15 protein-coding genes are annotated in these 19,874 nt (G+C 40.9%); all 15 read right to left on the bottom strand.

From position 1 onward, the window contains the following. Positions 1-7: 7 nt before the first annotated feature. The 15 genes from BM739_RS00220 to BM739_RS00150 all read right to left on the bottom strand — a co-directional run bounded on the left by BM739_RS00220 (position 8) and on the right by BM739_RS00150 (position 19,849). Positions 8-1,591, bottom strand: coding sequence for a hypothetical protein (locus BM739_RS00220; protein ID WP_076536129.1), 1,584 nt, complete (start codon positions 1,589-1,591; stop codon positions 8-10). Between the two features lie 19 nt (positions 1,592-1,610). Then, positions 1,611-2,153, bottom strand: a complete 543-nt coding sequence (locus tag BM739_RS00215) for a hypothetical protein (RefSeq protein WP_076536127.1) — start codon at positions 2,151-2,153, stop codon at positions 1,611-1,613. A gap of 615 nt (positions 2,154-2,768) precedes the next feature. Then, complete coding sequence (gene nirD, locus BM739_RS00210) at positions 2,769-3,095, bottom strand: nitrite reductase small subunit NirD (protein WP_076536126.1); 327 nt, start codon at positions 3,093-3,095, stop codon at positions 2,769-2,771. Beyond that, positions 3,092-5,701, bottom strand: coding sequence for a nitrite reductase large subunit NirB (nirB, locus tag BM739_RS00205; protein WP_076536124.1), 2,610 nt, complete (start codon positions 5,699-5,701; stop codon positions 3,092-3,094). Before nirB ends, nirD begins: the two co-directional genes overlap by 4 nt. A 411-nt stretch (positions 5,702-6,112) precedes the next feature. After that, positions 6,113-6,757 carry an ANTAR domain-containing response regulator gene (locus BM739_RS00200; protein ID WP_076536122.1) on the bottom strand — a complete coding sequence of 215 codons (645 nt, stop codon included), beginning with the start codon at positions 6,755-6,757 and terminating at the stop codon, positions 6,113-6,115. Positions 6,758-6,761: 4 nt separating this feature from the next. Beyond that, the gene (locus BM739_RS00195) at positions 6,762-7,937 is read right to left on the bottom strand and encodes a hypothetical protein (RefSeq protein WP_076536121.1); all 1,176 of its coding nucleotides are present in this window, start codon (positions 7,935-7,937) and stop codon (positions 6,762-6,764) included. Beyond that, a complete protein-coding gene (cobA, locus tag BM739_RS00190) occupies positions 7,930-8,787 on the bottom strand; it encodes a uroporphyrinogen-III C-methyltransferase (RefSeq protein ID WP_076536119.1) in 858 nt (285 codons plus the stop codon). Before cobA ends, BM739_RS00195 begins: the two co-directional genes overlap by 8 nt. Further along, a complete protein-coding gene (locus tag BM739_RS00185) occupies positions 8,787-11,591 on the bottom strand; it encodes a molybdopterin-dependent oxidoreductase (protein ID WP_076536117.1) in 2,805 nt (934 codons plus the stop codon). Before BM739_RS00185 ends, cobA begins: the two co-directional genes overlap by 1 nt. 378 nt (positions 11,592-11,969) lie before the next feature. Continuing rightward, the gene (locus tag BM739_RS00180; protein WP_076536115.1) at positions 11,970-12,305 is read right to left on the bottom strand and encodes a cytochrome c3 family protein; all 336 of its coding nucleotides are present in this window, start codon (positions 12,303-12,305) and stop codon (positions 11,970-11,972) included. Between the two features lie 288 nt (positions 12,306-12,593). Beyond that, entirely contained in the window at positions 12,594-13,457 is an 864-nt protein-coding gene (htpX, locus tag BM739_RS00175) for a protease HtpX (protein WP_076536113.1), read from the bottom strand. Between the two features lie 635 nt (positions 13,458-14,092). Beyond that, positions 14,093-16,345 carry a TonB-dependent hemoglobin/transferrin/lactoferrin family receptor gene (locus BM739_RS00170; RefSeq protein WP_076536111.1) on the bottom strand — a complete coding sequence of 751 codons (2,253 nt, stop codon included), beginning with the start codon at positions 16,343-16,345 and terminating at the stop codon, positions 14,093-14,095. 678 nt (positions 16,346-17,023) lie between these two features. Then, complete coding sequence (locus BM739_RS00165; RefSeq protein ID WP_076536109.1) at positions 17,024-17,563, bottom strand: DUF4287 domain-containing protein; 540 nt, start codon at positions 17,561-17,563, stop codon at positions 17,024-17,026. 88 nt (positions 17,564-17,651) lie between these two features. Further along, positions 17,652-18,110, bottom strand: a complete 459-nt coding sequence (locus BM739_RS00160; RefSeq protein ID WP_139326783.1) for a hypothetical protein — start codon at positions 18,108-18,110, stop codon at positions 17,652-17,654. Positions 18,111-18,158: 48 nt separating this feature from the next. Continuing rightward, positions 18,159-18,653 (bottom strand): GNAT family N-acetyltransferase, encoded by a 495-nt coding sequence (locus BM739_RS00155; protein ID WP_175609472.1) that lies wholly within the window; start codon positions 18,651-18,653, stop codon positions 18,159-18,161. Positions 18,654-18,871: 218 nt separating this feature from the next. Beyond that, positions 18,872-19,849 carry a transposase gene (locus tag BM739_RS00150; protein ID WP_076536103.1) on the bottom strand — a complete coding sequence of 326 codons (978 nt, stop codon included), beginning with the start codon at positions 19,847-19,849 and terminating at the stop codon, positions 18,872-18,874. Positions 19,850-19,874: the final 25 nt, after the last annotated feature.

The following is a 19,874-nucleotide window of genomic DNA, read 5'->3' as shown; positions in this document are numbered from 1 at the left end:
TGTACTATTAAGGCAACATTACTGCGCCTTGGTTAATAGTCACAGAGTTACCATTACCAACAGTATCAACTGATGAATAATTACTCGCATCAGTTTGTGTTACTGCAACAACGTTTGTGCTACCCAAAATATAAACATCAGCAAAGTGCTCTGTACCCGTTTGGCTAATATCAAGGTTATTAGTTGCACCAAGCCAAGACTCTCCAATAGCTTCGTTATATTCACCGCTCTGAACGATATCAACCATACTGCCATTACTTGCACCGTCTGCATAAGCAGTATTGTCATTACCCGTTTGCGTCACATTGACAACATTATCGCTTCCCCATGCACCCGCACCAAAACCGGTCCCATAAGAATTAGTGGCATTGCCGTTATCAGTCACAGAGTTTCTATTACCAGTTTGAGTAATAGTAATAGTGTTGTTGGCGTTATAGCCTGTTTTTGCACCAGCATAGTTATCATCACCGGTTTGATATACAGACACTGTATTTGATACGCTACCAAACAATTGAGTAACTAACGCCTCGTTTGAAACACCAATTTGAACAACAGTAGCCGTATCACCGCTACCAGCTTGATTAACTGTCGCAGAGTTACCCATAACACTTTGGGTAACCGTTGCTGTATTGTCAGCGTTACTTTGATTAACAGATGCTATTTGACCGTCATCAGACTGAGTTACGGTTGCCGTTTGATTGAAGTCTGCTTGAATTACAGTAGCTTCTCCATTAGTACCACTTTGCAAAACTGTAGCCCAACCGCTATCACCAGTCTGGTCAACATCAGCCATATTATTCAAATTCGATTGAGTAACAAATGCCTCGTTATCACTGCCCATTTGCATAACTGAAGCATCATTTGATAAGCCTGTTTGTGCAATATCGGCTCCGTTATTATCGCCAGTTTGAGTAATTACTGCGACAGTATCTTCAGAAGCATCATCGGTAAATGACTGAGTATTTTGATAAATTTCACCAGTATTGCCTGCACCTGCTTGAGATATAGTCGCTTCAGCGCCATCAGAAGCTTCTTGATTTATATAAGCATCATTACCTGCACCTACTGACTGATTGATAGTTGCATCGGCAAAGTCAGATATAAAGTTTCTAATTTCTGCCGTATCGCCATCACCGAACTGATTAATCGTAGATGATGCACCATCAGCATTTTCTTGCATAATTTTCGCGTCATTAATGCTACCCTCTTGGGTCACAGTCGCAGCTGCAAAACCACCATTATAATATTTTTGTTCGACATCAGCTTTATTTAAACTACCTGTTGTATCTATAGTTGCTGTTGCTGTTGCTGTTGTATGATGTTGATAAATTTTACCTTGGTTTTCATTACCCTCTTGAGTGATAAAAGCTTGGCTATTTGACGTTTCAGCTTGAATTACCTCGGCTGTATTCGTATCACCTGTTTGAGACACTGTAGCTTCATTTGCAGTGCTATTAACTTGCTGGGTTACAGTTACCTTATTGCCATCACCTGCTTGGCCTACTGTTGCCTTATTATCATCGCTGGCATGCGCGCTAGCTGAGGTTAGTAATACTGCTGAAATCAATAAGGCTAATTTTGAATGTTTCATATCGTCTTTCCTTTTACTCTTAGTTAGATAAATTACTTTGGGTTATCACTACATCTTGTGAGTTTCCCCATTGAAGTACGCCCACTGCGTTACCAGATCCGTGCTGCTGGATCTCTATCGAATTGTCGTAACCACTTTGCTTAATTAAAGCTACGTTTCCTGTTCCTGTTTGCATCACATCGAGGTATAGATTTTCTCCGTGCTGCAAAGAAACAACCGCATTTCCAAAACCCATCTGTAAGATTTCAGCTTCAATATTGGCACCAGACTGACTAAGACCTGCAATATGATGCATGCCTTGCTGATTCACATTTATTGAATTATTAAAACCGACTTGATGAGATTGGAAACGATTAGCGGTACCAGACTGAAATAGGCTTAATGAACTATCACTGCCATCTTGTGAAACTTGAGCTAAATTAGCCCCACTGGCTAGTTCGTCATAATCACTTAAATCTGGCTGACTGAAAGTAGGAAAAGAAGCTAAACAGAAGACAAAGGCAAATGAAATTACTAGAATTGTAGTTAAGCGATGTAAATATTTACGTTTGAATACGTCCATGCTTTCTGCCTTTAATAAACTGAAAGGAGAATTCCCTTCACATTTTCAGTGGCTAAAGTATTGCTCAATAAAATTTATTCTAAATCCCCCTCGAGTATTAAAACTATATAGACCAATAGCTACAAAATCATCAGCCACCCCCACTTTAGTATTAAACAGCAAAAGGATTTATCAACGTTTTTGTTTAAATTTTAGCAATAAAAACATACAGCTCCCTTGGTAAGACCAGTTCAGAATATCATGAGATTATTAATCTTAAATTGAGGCTGTTTTTAGCATTAAACGTCAATCCAAATAAACTTTAAAGCGGAAAATATTTAACGAAAAATATTAGGAAAAATATTAGGGAAAATAAGAAACGGTTATTAGTAAACAGTGTGAAGTTACTTAGTGCAGAATTAGAAAAATTATTTGTAACCCCCAACATTTATAAAATGTTTGAGATTTTTAAAAGTAAATCATTTAAAAACATCGCAGTAATTAAAAAATAATAGTCTTATCATTTATGAAAAGCGTAAACTCAACAGCACTACCAACCCTAAAGTCAGTTAACGCTGATGAGTGTCACTCGTGCTTTCCTAAAAAATTAATTTTTAACACGCTTCTAATTTTACCCTATGATTTAGCCAGTACTAATACTTGGCCAGCTTCCTTTTTAATTTCATAGGGTGAAGCCACCAGCGCTTCATTTTCAATACACACGCCAGTCACTAAGTTGTAATGTTGCTTATATAATGGAGAAGCCACACATAACTTACCTTCAACATCACAAATTAAGCCACGAGCTAACAAACTTACCCCTGTCGCCGGATCGATATTATCAATGGCAAACAAACCGTGTTTGCCTAAATCAAAAATGGCCACGGCTTTACCCGCAACCCACGCTGCAATCCCCGTGCCTTGTGGTAAGCTTGATTCATTACATACATTCACCCAACTCATACCAATTCCTCCACAACGTCTGATTCTGATTCAATTTCTTTAATCGCAATGTCACCGGCACCAGTTGATACCATAGCCGGAAAACGCTGCTGACGGGCGCGATGATACAGATGTGTTTCACCTTCAGGCTGAGCATCTGGGTTAACAAACTCATTAAAACGGGCCAGGTATTCAGGTTTTTCAAGACTGGTTTTCCACTCACATTGATAAGCCGCGACCACTTTGGCCATTTGACTATCAAGCTCTGCCGCAAGGCCTAAACTATCTTGTATCACCACCGACTGTAGATAGGCTAAACCGCCTTCTAGCGACTCCATCCACACTGAAGTGCGTTGTAATTTATCAGCGGTTTTAATGTAAAACATCAGAACTCTGTCGATATATTTGACTAAGGTATCAGTATCTAAATCGGTGGCAAATAAATCACCATGGCGTGGACGCATACCGCCATTACCAGCAACATATAAGTTCCAACCTTTATCGGTAGCGATTACACCAATATCTTTGCTTTGGGCTTCTGCGCATTCTCGAGTACACCCCGAGACAGCAAACTTAATTTTATGGGGCGCACGTAAACCTTTATAGCGGTTCTCTAAATCAATGGCTGTAGAAACAGAGTCTTGAACACCATAACGACACCAAGTGCTCCCCACACAAGATTTAACCGTACGCAGCGATTTACCGTAGGCATGACCGGTTTCAAACCCTGCATCAATTAATTTACTCCAAATACTCGGTAACTCGGATAATTTTGCGCCAAATAAGTCAATTCGCTGACCACCTGTAATTTTGGTGTACAAGTCATATTCTTTGGCAACAGCGCCAATAGCAATCAAACCATCAGGGGTAATTTCACCACCTGCAATTCGCGGCACGACAGAGTAAGTACCATCTTTTTGTATATTGCCAAGATAGGCGTCGTTAGTATCTTGCAACTGAACATGACTGCTCTCTTGGTTTAAAACATATTTATTCTGCAATGAAGCAAAAATTGACCCCGCAGCGGGCTTACAAATATCACAACCAAACGTCGACCCTGCATTGGTACCAGCGTGTTTACCATGGCGAGTAATTAACGTCTCAAAGTCAGTAATGTTTTCAACTTGGCACAAATGATACAAAGACTGTCTATCGTGTTCAAAATGCTCACAAATACCAGTATTGCACTCAACCCCTTCTGCTATGAGTGCTTCATCCATGATTTTCTTCAGCAATGGCGCACACCCACCACAGCCTGATGCGGCTCGAGTACAGGTTTTGATTTCAGCAATAGTATGATTGCCTTTGGTCACAGAAGTGGTGATATCAGACTTAGTCACTTGATGACAAGAGCAAACTATTGAGCTGTCTTTTAATTCAAGCGCCGTTTCATCACCCGTCATTAATAATTCAACCGCATTGCCTTCAATTGCATCTTGCGATAAATACAAATCCAGTAAACGGGCATAGTCACTGTTATCGCCCACTAATACAGCGCCTTTAAGATATTGACCCGACTCATCTAACCACAACTTTTTATATACGCCTGATTGATTGTCAGATAACTCCACAAATTGCGCATTGTCGAAACCGCGGCTTTCACCAATGGCAGCAACATCAACACCTAATAGCTTGAGTTTGGTGCTCATATCTGCGCCAGTAAATGCCAACGATTCCGAAGGCGCCGTAGCAACGCCTGCCGCTAAATGCGACACCGCGACCCGCGCCATTTGATAACCTGGGGCAACTAAGCCAAAAATGCGGTTTTGCCATAAGGCACATTCACCGATGGCATAAACATCCGGTGCTGAGGTTAAGCAGTTATCATCAATTGCAATGCCGCCGCGCTCGCCCATTTGCAGCCCGCTGCTTCTAGCTAATGCATCTTGAGGTCGAATACCGGCAGAAAACACAATCATGTCAGTTTCAAGAAAGCTATCATCGTTAAATGTCATGCGGTGCACTGCGCTCTCACCATCGATAATGGCGGTGGTGGCTTTAGAGGTATGTACTGATACGCCTAAATCATTAATTTTACTTTTTAGTAAATCACCTGCTTTATCATTTAATTGTACTGGCATTAACTGTGGTGCAAATTCAACAACATGCGTGGTTACGCCAAGGGCCATTAGTGCATTTGCCGCTTCAAGGCCTAACAAACCGCCACCGACTACCACGCCAACTTTAGATTTTTTCGCTGCCGCTTCAATATCTTGTAAATCTTCAATGGTGCGGTACACCACACAGCTTTCTCTATCGTTACCAGCAATAGGTGGGACAAATGGGTAAGAGCCTGTTGCAAGGACTAAACTGTCATAGGCTGTCGTTACGCCCGCTTCTGTGGTCACGGTTTTATTGGCGGTATCTAACGCGGTAATTCGGCTATCAAGGTGCAACTTTACCCCCCAATCTTGATAATCCTCTGCACTAGTTAGCATCAATTCATCGGCACTACCGCTTTCAAAATATTTTGACAGTTGCACCCTATCGTATGCAGGTCGGGGCTCTTCACCAAACACTTCAATATCAAATTGCTGCTGCAACCCTTGACGACATAATTGCTCGATAAAGTGATGACCCACCATGCCATTACCTATCACTACCAGCTTGGATTTTGCATTTGCCATAGAAGGCTCCTTGAATTTTTGTTGAAGCCCTAAAAACAAAAAAGCGCCAGCCTCTGGATTAACAGAGCTGGCGCCATTGCCAAAAGTCTTCAAATTTTTAACTATAAACTGTTTAAATTACGCTGTTACAGCGTATTGATTAACGACGATTAGGTTCTCGCGCCATTGCATTTTGAGGTTAGAGATCCAAGCTACAATTTGTCATAATGATAACGATGGACCTAAACTCTTTATCTCTTCTATTTATTTCCACAGCGATTTATTACCGCAAGCTCGCCTTCAGCTAGCTAATGCTTCACACAACTTTATTGCTCACATGATCTAGCCAATACTTTGCATTGACTATGCCAACAAACAACAATCTATAAGTCATTGTAAATATGTAACATAATATATTTCCCTGAAAAAATACTAGGCAATACTGGTCACCACAGGCGCACGCGCACCAAATTGTTGCATTCGGTTCGCCCCTCTTTGATTTGCTTCAATTTGTTTTGCGGCTGCAATGATACTTTTTGCCATTTCAGCTACGCTTACCCCCTTGCTCATGGCCTGTTTTTGGATCAATTCATGGGCCACTTTTTCGCTAATACCCTGCAATTGCAGTAACGACTTGGCTTTTGACACCAGCTTCATCGCGACACATTTCTCATCTAATTGCTTCACCTTTTCGAGCATATTTGAAGCATTATCAAAGCGAATTTTTGCAAGGTTCACTAAAGCATTTAGGCGCTTTGCTGACAGCTGCTCGGGTACAAAAGTCACCCTGCCGCAAAGTAACAAACTGGCGAGGTGGTTTTCATCCCAATGCTGGGCATTCACAATAATGGGTAAAGCCGTATTCGATAACAAACGCTCAATAAAGGCTTGCTGCAAGGGTTGTAATTCATTGGTTAAAAAGACTAAACATGAGCCATCCCCCTTAAGTACATTTTGTTCTAGTTGACTGAGGCTTGTTACTTCAACACATGCCTGTAACTGACTTAGTTGGACTTTATAATCTGTCAGCAATGCATGGTTATTAAATGATGGGTCACAATAGATATAATTAATCATATGTTTAACTCCTTACTGCATGTCGAGTTGACGGAATAATTTTATTTTCAATAGTTTGCCACAGGGATGTCCTCATAACAGGTGAGTCTTGAATGACATATTTATTTCGCTCAAACCAGACTTTTTTGGCATTTTCTAAGGCATCATTAATTGCTAATTCTTTATTACATAGCACATTTACCAGCGCTATCGTGGCGGTGACACTGGCTATCGCTTGCTGTAATTGTGCCGTTGATAAATCGGCCTCAGTAATGTCTTCAGCCAGCCAAAGTTGTGCCAGTACAGCAGCAGGCAAATCAGCTTGACCAAGCTTAGCCCCCACAAACGCCTCAAGTTGAGTCGGCAGATCAATCTCAGCAAAATTAGCTTCATGTTGGCCATTAAAGCGCAGTAAACCCACCCGAGTACTGACACGAGGGTTGATTTCGGTTTCCCCCTGCAGGCCTTTAAAAATAGCAATATCTGCCGCTTCATTTTGGCCACTGCTCTTTGCCAAAAGCGCTGCCACTTGATGATGCAATTTATCTAATCCAGGATGAAAATAACTGCGAAGGCTAAATGCCGCATTACACGGGTTAACGCAGCGAACAGACATTTGAATAAAACTTCGTAAACCCAACTCTTGATGCAAAGCGCGGCAATCATTTAATACTGGAATCACATCTGCGCTGTTAAGGTAAATCAGCCCTGTTTTCGTTAACATGTCTGCGGCTGTTTCGGCGTTGTCGCATTTAGGAATATCTAAAGCCGCAATATATGATTCAACATGACGTCGATGGGGTAATGATTGACTATCACCATGCAACACTATGGTTTTACCTTGTTTAGCCAGCATTTTTGCCGATAATAATAACCAAGGTAACTGCTCGCGCTTACCGGCATATACCGGCCAATCAATATCTGCTTTAATATTTTTCCACTGAGGAGAAACCAACTGCTTTAGCCCTGACGCTACGCCTGCAAGTTCTTCAACTGATTCACCACGTACTCGCATAAGCATCATCGCTGCCGCCATTTGCGCAGTAGAAATGTCACCACTTGCAAAACCTTTAATCAGATAAGCTGCCTCATCAAGATTCAAACTGCGGCTACCTTTAACGCCTTTACCCAGTGCTTTGATGAGCTTACGGCTATCAAAATCAGCGGCATCAAGCATATCTTGCGTTTGTTGTTCAACCATAGGCCACCTCCACAAAATGTGTTGGCTTGGCTTGTATGTCAGACAATAAGCCAGATAACTCTTGCCCTACAGCAACCACTTCTCCAATGATGATTAAGGTTGGGCCACTATCTTTAATTAAAGTCGCTTGTTCAGCCATATTGCTGACATTGGCATAGGTAATTAATTGATTAGGTCTACCGCCATTGGTAACAAATGCCACGGGCAATTTAGCATCGGCGTTAACCGCCATAAGTCCTGCTGAAATAGCTGTAGCTTGCTCTTTGCCCATGTAAAAAACTAAGGTAGATTGTGCTTCTAATAAACCTTTCCAATGGGTTGGCGCCTGATCTAGCCCATCATTTGTAATGCGGGTACCTGTCACTAAGGTCACTGAACGAGCGGTTCCGCGATAAGTGAGTGGGATACCCGTTGTTGAAGCACAACCTAACGCCGCGGTAATACCTGGTGTAAAACGGCTGGTTATACCCAATCTGGCTAAATATAACGACTCTTCTGCCCCGCGCCCAAAAATATGTGGATCGCCACCTTTTAAACGCACAACTTTAAGTCCTTGTAAGGCAAGCTTTGCTAGTAAAGCGTTTATATCACCTTGCTTATAGCTTGGTTGACCGCAACGTTTACCGACAAAGTGACGCTGACAATCAACAGAGACTAATGAAAGAATATCGCTGCTCACTAAGCTGTCATAAACTATCGCTTCAGCTTGAGACACTATTCGAGCCGCTTTAATGGTCATTAAATCTAGCTGCCCGCAACCGGCGCCGACAATTTCGACATCACCCGAAATCAAATCATTATTAGCGGCTGCGTCATTAAGGTTAATTAGCTTATTCAATGTATGACTCATTACACCACCTCCTCTTGGGTTGATTTACGTTCTTGCTCTGATGACTCTGTCGCTATATCAGCTAAAGCAATATGCCAAATATCACTGGCACATTGATTCACTTCACTGTGGCAGCTTCCACATTGTCTGCCGCAGCCTAGCTCTGTTTGGGTTTCATCTAATGCCTTATCGAAATCCGCTTGTGTAATGTCCGTGTTAATCGCTGTAGCGCCTGAAAAATCAGATGCTAAGGCACGTTTACTGAATACTGTATTATCAAGCTTTTGCAGCATGGCATCTTCAATATTGGCTTGCGTGACACCGGTACAGGCACAAATGAGTGGGCTGTTACCAGCTTTAAGCAACTGATGTAATTGCCGCATTAATGCGACATCAACGGTTTGACCAATAAGCAAATTCATCGCTTCAAGGGAAACCGCTACCTTTGTGCCACTTAACAGTTTAAGTGATACCAACAAGCCGTTGCTGATATTGCACTGCACATGGATAAGTTGCTGACTAGCAAGGGAAATGGTCCATTTTAACGCGTGCGCCGTTGACTGATAGGCAAATGCTGCATCTGTATTTTCAAAACCGATGTGATAACAACTGCCAGTGGATAATGTTTGCTGAACATTCCAGTTCAGGCCTTGCATTTGTGGATCATGCTGACCAAAAACGACCCCTTGCAATGTCACAGCTACTTTAGCGAGCGACACGGTTTGGCATTTAAACGCTGGCTGTTTAGAGTAAGGGTCAAACTGGCTATCAAGTGGGCCATTAACGCCCCTACCTAACGAGAACTGCTCAGACCAATGCATTGACATAAACCCTAAGTCTGGTGCTTGGGAGTCATCAGCAACTACTCTTGCCACGGCTAACTTTGCTATTGATAAATTTGGGTCTGCAAACGTAACCAAGTCGTCTTCAATTAAATTCAATTGCGCTAAAGTCGAAGGATGAACCGCAATAACAGGCTCTGGGGTACTGGCTCTAAGCGCAGCAATATGACCGGTGCGGGTCATGGTGTGCCATTGATCTCGGCTGCGACCACTGTTTAAGCGTACTTGGCCTGCTGACAAAGGTGTTAATTGGCAATCTGCTGTGGTTTCAATAAATTGCGCTTTTGAAGTTGCGGTGGCGAATATGCCATCGGCAAACAATCTTTGGTTATTAACCCCAATGGCATTATGATTAGCAACAGGCCACTGGGTCGGTAGTAACTCATCATATTGCGCATCGGTTAAATCAGCCAAACCGCTTAAATCAAACTGCTTTTGCGGAAATGCTTGCTTAACTACTTTTGATAGTTGAGCAAATTCTTTAAATACGGCAGCGCTGTTTTTAAAGCTAAAACTTTGTTCAAAACCCATCGCTTTTGCGACTTCTGCCAAGGCCCACCAGTCGGCTTTGGCAGCGCCTTTAGCTTTTATAAAGCCACGTTGGCGGCTAATCACTCGCTCACTATTAGTTACAGTGCCACATTTTTCAGACCACCCCTGTGCTGGTAATAACACATCGGCCAATTGCGCAGTCGCAGAATCTTGGCTGATCTCAGACACCACTACAAAAGGACAGGTTTCTAATGCCGCAGTGATTTTTGCAGTATTGGGCAATGACACCACAGGATTCGTACCCATAATCCACACCGCTTTAATTGTTCCATCTGCCATACCATCAAATAATTCAACGGCTGTGAGACCTTTATCAGTCGCGATCACCTCAGACTGCCAAAAATCTCCTAACACTTGACGCTCTGGCTCAGAAAACCCCATATGACAAGCAAGTTGTGTCGCTAAACCGCCTACTTCACGCCCGCCCATGGCATTGGGTTGACCTGTAAGTGAAAAGAACCCACAACCTTCCTTACCTACCTGACCAAGGGCTAAGTGACAATTGATTATCGCATTGCTTGTGTCAGTGCCTGCAATAGATTGATTTACCCCTTGGCAGCTTGCCGTCATAACTTTTGCGTGAGAGATAAATAACTGATAGAAATCCTGCAACTGATCAATCGGCACTAATAGCGCTTGGGCAAGTGTTTCAACATCAGCGGTTTGACTGGCAACGTGTACTAAGGTTTCAGTGAAGTTTTCAGTGTGCGCATCAATATATGGCTGATTTAACGCTTCATTTTTGGCAATAAAATTCAGTAAACCATTAAATAATAAGCTATCTGTCCCCGGCGCGATTTGAAGATGCAAATCTGCTTGGCTTGCCGTAGCGGTTTTAGCTGGGTCAATTACGACTATTTTAGTGCCATGACGCTGACGGGCTTTAATCATCCGCTGAAATAAAACCGGATGGGTCCAAGCGGTATTTGCGCCAACAAGTACAATCACTTCCGCCAGTTCAAAATCGTCATAACAACCCGCTACAACATCCTCTCCAAATGCTCGCATGTGAGCACTTACAGCTGAGGACATACAAAGGCGTGAATTGGTATCAACATTCGCCGTGCCAATAAAGCCTTTGGCTAACTTATTAGCCACATAGTAATCTTCAGTTAAAAGTTGCCCTGATAGATAAAATGCTACTGAATCAGCGCCATATTGATCAATAGTTTGTTGAAAGGTGTCAGCAATTGTCGTGATAGCTTCAGGCCAAGCAACTGACTTACCAGACTTATACTTGGGGTAACGTAAACTATTTGGCTGGGCTAAGCTTTCTAATAAACGCTCACCTTTGGCACATAACTGACCTTTATTGGCTGGGTGAGAACGATCACCTTCAAGCTCAAATCCAATGTCGTTAAGACTGCTAGGGGTTACACTTATTCCGCAGCCGACTCCGCAATAAGCACAACTAGATTGGATATTAGACATGCCACTTCTCTTCACTGACTCAAATTCAATGACAATAACATCGCAAATCTCATGCCAATTGCTAACTTAATGATTTACAAACCGTTTACAATCTAGGCAAATAAAAAACCGCTTGTTTTGTTCAACAAAAGTGCACCAAGCCGCACCAATAACGCGCATGTCGTTGAAAACAAAAGAAAATAAATACCACTTTAGAGGTATACTTAATGGCTAGACTAATAAATGGATAAACCATGAATTGAATATTCATGGGGAATTATTCTTTGAGCTAATGTCGGCGGGAAAATAAAACTAATTGATAAACAGTAAAATTAAGGCAATAAAAAAGCGCTGAATTTCAGCGCTTTTAAACTTTGCTTAAAGCTAAATAGTCATCAATTATTTAGCAACGCGGCCATCATCATGGCAGCTATCACAAGTCGGTTTTTCACCCACATTCATATCATGTGGTGCGTGACAATCTGCACACATTAACATGCCATCATGTGGCGTATGGTTTTCATCCATTTCAGCAAGTGTTCCGTGACAGTCTTGACACTGTGCAAACTCATACTCACCGTCAGCAGATGGCTCGCCATCAGCATGACATGTTTCACAACCGCCCATTTCAGCATGGAAATCAGCTAAAACTTCATCTGCAGCGAATGCATTTGATGACAAAGTTACTACAGCTAAAGCTGCTGCAAACATTGCTACAAGTATTTTATTGCTCACTATTATACCCTCCAGTTAAGATAATCAAAAAGGCTCTAATAGAGAGACCTTTAATCGATATCAATTTTCAGCACGACTTTTTTTAGGCTCAGTTATAAACTTAGCTAACACTGGTTAATTTAGCAACACTAAATAACCTGCGGCAAAATTTAACAATCATCTCTGACACCCAAAAAGCGTTACAGAATGTATCCACGCAAAAAAGAAGGTTATATTAACCAGTTAAAATAAAAATGGAAGCAATAAAAAAGGAGCTATTAAGCTCCTTTTATAACCAAGATCACATTATTAACTATTTCTAAGGGCGTTAATACGTTTTTCTAGTGGTGGATGGCTCATTAAGAAGTCAGTCATTGAACGTTTACCGTTAATACCTAATGCTGACATTTGCGCTGGCATCGCACCCGTTTCTGGGCCAGTTTTTAAACGCTCTAACGCCGCAATCATCTTATCTTTACCAGCAAGTTTGGCCGCGCCTTCATCTGCTTTAAACTCACGAATACGAGAGAAGTAAGCCACAACCATAGACGCTAAAATACCAAATAACATATCAAGTACGAAAACCACAGCCATGTATGCGAACATACCAAGACCTTCGCCCTCTTCATCATTACTCGCAACGAAGTTATTCACAATGCCTGCAACAACACGCGCGGCAAAAATAACAAAGGTATTCACGACACCTTGAATAAGGGTCAAGGTTACCATGTCACCATTAGCAACGTGGCTAACTTCGTGAGCCAGAACGCCTTCGATTTCATCTTGGGTCATGCCATAAAGTAAGCCTGAGCTAACAGCGACTAATGCGTTGTCTTTACTTGGGCCAGTTGCAAATGCGTTCATCTCTTCAGATTGGTAAATTGCCACTTCTGGCATCTTGATACCCGCTTGCTGTGCTTGACGAGCAACGGTGTCAACTAACCAACGTTCAGTATTATCACGAGGGTTTGTAATAACTTCACAGCCCATGGTTTTCTTCGCCATCCACTTAGAGATAGCTAAACTGATAAATGCGCCGCCAAAACCAAACATAGCAGCAAAAATTAATAAACCACTCATGCTCGAGGTGCTTACACCAAGCAGAGACATCACAATCGAAGCAACTAGCAAAATGGCTAAGTTGGTGGCGATTAGTAAACCGATACGTAACATTACAACTCCTATCTGGCATTCATGCCGACATAAACTCAACGCCTGTGCTCAATGCTCAGGCTGACTTGAACGCAAAACTATTATTAAACACTTAATGACATAATATGTCCTAAAAAAGATATTTCAAGCGCCTAATAGAAAAAACTGACATAAAATGACAGATTAGTTAAAAATACCATTCTAAGCTTTAGCTAAACTGAATACTCAATACAGTAGCGGGCAGAGTCTAGGCAGCTAGTATTAATCGAAACTTAAATCTAACCAGCATTTGCAAGAAACCCAAGGCTTTAGGGCTAGAAGGCGATTAATCTTCGTTAATATCGCCACTAAGGATTAACACAATAACGAATTTTATGAGTTAGCCATTTATAACCCTCATTCAGCCCAGTCCCCCTTTTATTGATAACCTTATCCTAAGCGCTGCGAGTGAGGTAATTGTCATGTTGCGCTAATGGCTACTTACTCACAATAGGGCTTAACTGTAATTGGCATTAATCAGCCTGCCGTAAACTTTTAAATACCGTTTAAGTGATTGAACCAATTATGTCTATATAAGAGTATCAGCCAATAAAAAAGCGCTAAATCCTATAAGGATTTAACGCTTTGGTTAATCAAGATCTAGTGTTTAGGGCTAATTAAAAGCTGTAGCTTAGCTTAACGTTAAAGTAGCGACCCGGTTGTGAATAGGTCTCTTCAGTCACGCCCATGTTTGCCATCAAGAACTTTGACTGACCCGCTACATCAGAATACTCAATATATTCTTTATCAAACAAGTTAAACACGCCAGCACGTACCGTCCAGTTATCATTAACATGGAAATTAGCCGTCAGATCAAATACTGCGTAGCCTGAAGTGTTATATACCTCATTGAATCCTCTGTCAGGCATGCCTGGCATACCAGGATAGATATTCAAGTCCGTAGTGCGGTCCATTTTGTCAGCAAAACGCATGGTTAAACCAAAGTCAGCTTCAGTGTTACCTAGGTAAGTATAATAATTTACCCCTAAGTTACCTTTTAATGGACTTACGCTATTTAAGTAATCGCCGTTTTGATCTTCGCCGTGGGTATAAGCAATATTACCCCAAAGTTCAAATTCATCAGTGAACCAATGGCTCATAGACATTTCTGCACCATAAAGCGTAACTTCATCGAAGTTGATGTAACGGTAGTTTAAAGACATTTCAGGGAAAATATTGAAACCTACGTATTCCCAATCAATATAGTTATCAGCTTTGGTGTAAAAAGTAGTAAATTCATATTTAGTGTCACCGTGATCGCCACGAACACCCACTTCAATGGTATTACTTGATTCTGACTCTAAGTCGTAGTTTGCCTCAATAATCACAGGGAATGGCATAGCACCATCTTTTACTTCTAACTCGCCCCACTTTTGATCTGGAGTTGGCATTTTGTAGCCGTAAGCGTATTGCGCATACACATTAACGTTTTCAGTCATGTGGTATACAAGGCCAAGCTTAGGTGACCAAAAACCATCACTCATAGCGGCAAAGTCTTCAGGATCACGGCCAGCATCTTCAGCTTGCTGTTGATCAGGGGTATTTTTGAAGTAATCGTAACGTAAGCCAACAATACCGTTTAGTTTACCGTCTAAGAAGGTCATGTCATCTTGAACAAATATGCCAGCTCGCAGGCTTTTCGTATCTGCAAATGAAAACGTATCGGTTTCAGATGGCGTTAAATTACCATTGTCATCGATATCTTGATAGCTGCGTGGGCGGCTCATTTCAGACTGCTCAACATCCACACCGTAAATAATATTGTGGTCATGACCGGGTAATGACAATGCCTTACTAAAAGTACTGGCAAAACCAAAACGGTATTCATCAAACTGGTAATCGCGGTGTTGCGTTATTGCTCGGTCTGCGCCACTGATACCATCAAAGTAGTCACGTTTCTCACTTTGATCTGTTTTACCGTAATACAATACAAAATCGACATTATCATGAATGATACGGTCTTTAGTTGAACGTAAACGTAATGAAGTATTTAACGCTTGAGTTTGGCGGTCATAATCAATTGACTCACCAATGTCACCTTTATCAGCATATTGTTCCCAGCGGTCAAGTTGTTGATTCATGTAATCAACGGTTAACTGCAAGTTAGTATCGTCATTAAAGTGATACTTACTTTTTAGTAATAAGCTGTCAGTCACTAAGTCGCTATCTGGTAATGTGTTGTAGTAGTTTTGCTGTTCTTCACCACTACGACGCTGATAACTGACTAGGTTATCAAAATCACCTGCTGCAAATGCGCTAGTAAAGCCACCGCTGAACTCATCGTTCATACCTGTGTAGCCACCATTTGCAGAGAAATAATAATCACTGCCACCTAAGTAATCATCCGCATCTTTAGTGGTCATTACCATAACGCCACCTAAAGCATCGGAGCCATACATAGTCGATGCCGCAGTTTTTAATACTTCAACTTGCTTTAAGCCTTCAACTTCAGTTAATCCACGGCCTGTGCCTTCAGCGCCAGGGCCTAATGGTGATGCATACTGGTTATTAACGCGTACGCCATCTTTAACCATCATCACGCGGTTGCCACCGATACCACGAATAGTCACAGAGCTTGGCTTACCTGCACCACCTTTAACATCAACGGCTGCTTCATGTTTAAATAAGCTTGAAAAGTCAGTCGACATATTACGTGCAATGGCTTCTTCATCAATAACCACAACAGAGCCCGCAACCTGATCAAGTGTTTGCTCCATACGAGAACCAGAAATCACAATCACATCGTGAAAATTTGAAATAGATTGCTTAATTTCTTCTTGCGATACAACTTCATCTGTATTCGCTATCACTTGAGGGGACAATGCCGCTGCAATTGCGGCACTAATTAACTTGATCGAAAGTTGCTTCATCAACACAATCCTTAAATAAACCTTAATAGGAATTAATCTCATCTTTAATGGCGCAGGATTCTAGCATGAACAAAATTTCACATAGCGATCGTGCTCTCAATATTCATTGTTGATATTAAAACTTAAGGACTTTTTTGATTTAGCAGCGCATCACATTACGAATAGTTAACCCACAGAAAAAACATCCCAACAACAACCAACAAATAAGCAATGCGCAACTCAAATATTTAACACCAAGAGCTGTAGGCGAATATCAAAAATTGACGATAAGCTTTTAAAGGCAGGAACTAGCCCTATTAAAAAGAGCCCCTATTAAAAGAGCCATTTTTGAATGATGTACTTTCGATAGACGAAATGAAAACTTAATAAAAAGTGATTAATTGCTTACTGGTATAAAAAGCGGTTGGATTTATTGAGCTAGTTTAAGGCTAGACACAGTAAGCTTTCTCGTAGAAAGGCTCGTCTATTATCTACCAGATAGTAAAATTAGTTACCTGATAGTAAAAATGATGAGTGATGCCGCGAATGGATCTGGCAAGCTACCTAAAAGGTGCCATCTAACGCGACTCAAACAACTGGTTTTATTGCACTGTATATACAGAGTAACTAGCATGCTTGAGATAATGACGCCGCTTCACAATATACATATTGATTATGTTTGACTAAACAGATGTTTGACTAAACAGATGTTTGGTACGCTTTTAATAACCAATCAATGACTTCACTATCAACGTCAGATATTTGCCTTAGTTGTATTCTGTGGGTACACATAGTCCCAAATGGCCCAGAATCTTCTAAACGCCCTTGTACTTCAACGCCTTTGAGTTTTAATCCCAAATCAATTCTAGTTTTAGTTGCAGGTTTAATTAAAGCAAACTGCTTTTTTCTAATAAAACTAACACTTCCTTTTTTGGGCATGACGACAATATCTTCACCGAAGTTTTTGATAGTGGAAAGGAGCATGTCATAAATAGGCTTGATTGACTCTTTATTGCTATATTGATTTAAAACTAAATCTTCGGCTGTGGTTGTTTCTTTTGATAAAGTAACTATGGTATTTGCAAATCCATGGGTCACCCCATGCTCTGTTTTTAAAAAATTTACCGCGATTGAATGCTTGTCAAAATTTTCTTTATTTAAAATTTTAATCCACTCTTCTAACTTCTTACCTGTTTTTTCAGGCATATTTTCAATCATAGTTTGTAGCGCTTTATCCATACACTCCACCTTTTGACTCATCAATAACAGCCAGATAATAGGCAATATTAGTTAGTTAAACCAATAAATCAAGGAACTGAATCAACTGTTAATGATCGTGCATGATTTGCTTTTTATAATCAGATTGAGACTTACTTATCGCCCAAATAGCCAAACCAAATATAAAATAAAATAGTTTTTGACTTGAAAGCTCTATTGCCATCGATGAGCCTTCTAAGTGCTGAGATAGAACTGAGCCAATGAAAATATCAGCAACACTCTGAATTATTGGAAAAAGCATTAACAGAATTGCAGCTGTGTATGCAAAGTTATATATGCTAGGAGTTGAAATGAATTTTGCTATTAAAACAAGCGCAACAGATATTATGGCATTAGGTAATAAAAGAATTATCAATGCCTTTTGCACCTGTGCATCACTAGCCCCTTTAGCAAATGGAAATGTTTCAATTAACTCATTTAAGTATGAAGTCGGCTCGATCAGCCCCCAAATAGGATATAGCATAATGAAAAAAGCAGCGAAAAAGAGAATAAACCTTATGATTAGCACCCAACACCTCCCAAAAAATTATTGTAAAATATATTGTGACACCCATAATTAATTTTCAGACCTCAACAAAGAAAATACCTTGAGATCATGATACGAACCTTTCCAAAATCCATGCTGCCTAAGTATGCCGTCACATTTAAAACCGAGCTTTTCAAGTAGCGTTTCTGATGCTCTATTGCCAATCATGACGTAAGCCTCAATTTTATTAACGTGTTTAGGACATTTTTCTGAGAACGCAAATTCGATGACCTTTTTTACTGCTTCAGTAGCATAACCTTTGCCCCATGATTTTCTATTGAATTCGTAACCGATAACAGCAACATGATTGCTTTCCTCGAAACGATTAATGCCGCAACCACCAATAAACTTGCACGTTTCTTTATCTCTTATTGCCCACCTAACCGATTTGCCTTCTTTAAATCCTGTTAAGTCAGCATTAATTAAGTCAATTGCTTCTTTCTCAGTAGCAAAAGACAGATCATAGAATTCAGTAACCTCAGGGTCTGAAAATAATTCTAGAATCGGCTTAGAGTCATCATACAATACAATGCCACCCAATATTTTGAAGTTATAACATAACGCCTTTTGTTTTGAGTTGCCAACACCTATATTTAGTTACTGATGAGATGATTACAACCAAAGGACTGAGTATTTCACAATTAATCGCCTAAAAAGGACGAATAAACCAAATTCAACACAGCAGAAAATCTTGATACCAATCAAGTAGGAAATGCTTTTATTTGAAATTAAGAAATGATTTATTAAGCGCACAACCAGCGCTGACAGTTAGCTGCGCCTTGTCGTCGTTTACGGTCTAAATGCTCACAATATTCAGTTAAGGCAGGTAAAGTCCCTACCGCACCTTTGAATAATTCGCCGAACTCTGTGGTGATTTTTAACCAGTTTTCGGTTGGAATGTTCAGTCTGTTGAGAATAACTTGGCTACTTGAACTAATGACACCGCGTTTATCTTCTCGAATAATTCGCCCAGTATCTTCAACCAACACAATATAGTCTTTTACGCTATACATTAAGCCATTAGGCATGTTCAACCGCTCATTACCGACAAAGGGAAGCAACTCTTTTGGTTGCTCACCTTTAATCGCTGAGTTGATTCGACGTTGAATACTGGTGTAGTCAGACGTTTCGGGCGTTGCAGCCATCTTGGCACGGATGGGGTTCAAATCAACATAAGCCATACAGGCGAGCACGGCGGCATCATCTAACAAAGCTTGAGATTTAAACCGCCCTTCCCAAAAACGACCAGTGCAGTTATCTTCTTTATTGGCCATTCTAGCAATGGGTTCACTCAACGAACGCATAAACCAACTAATATCGGTCAATCGCTCTCGATATAGCGCAATACAATCATTAACCGTCTTTAATTCAAACTCATTAAGCGCTTCACCTTTAATAAATTTGTGAGTCAACAAGGTGCCTTTAAAGCCTTTATGCCATTGAGCTAGCACATCAATATCAGACCATTGTTTGGCTTTATCCACATCGACTTTAAGCACCACATGTAAATGATTACTCATCACCGCATAAGCACAGATATCAATGGCAAATATCGTCGCCAATTCAATAATACGTGAATCAACCCACTCTCGGCGATGTTCATAGTTATCACCAGTCGACTTATCAAACCCACACAAAAATGCCTTACGTACCACACGTGAACAACAGTGGTAGTAAGGCGTATCTTCTAAACTAACGAGTGTTTTTCTAGGTCTGGCCATCATCAATCACCAAGTAATGAGCAAT

The organism is Shewanella sp. UCD-KL21, assembly GCF_001957135.1.
Classification (GTDB): domain Bacteria; phylum Pseudomonadota; class Gammaproteobacteria; order Enterobacterales; family Shewanellaceae; genus Shewanella.
Note: the sequence above shows the minus strand (reverse complement) of the source record. Positions and strands in the feature narration are given on the sequence as shown.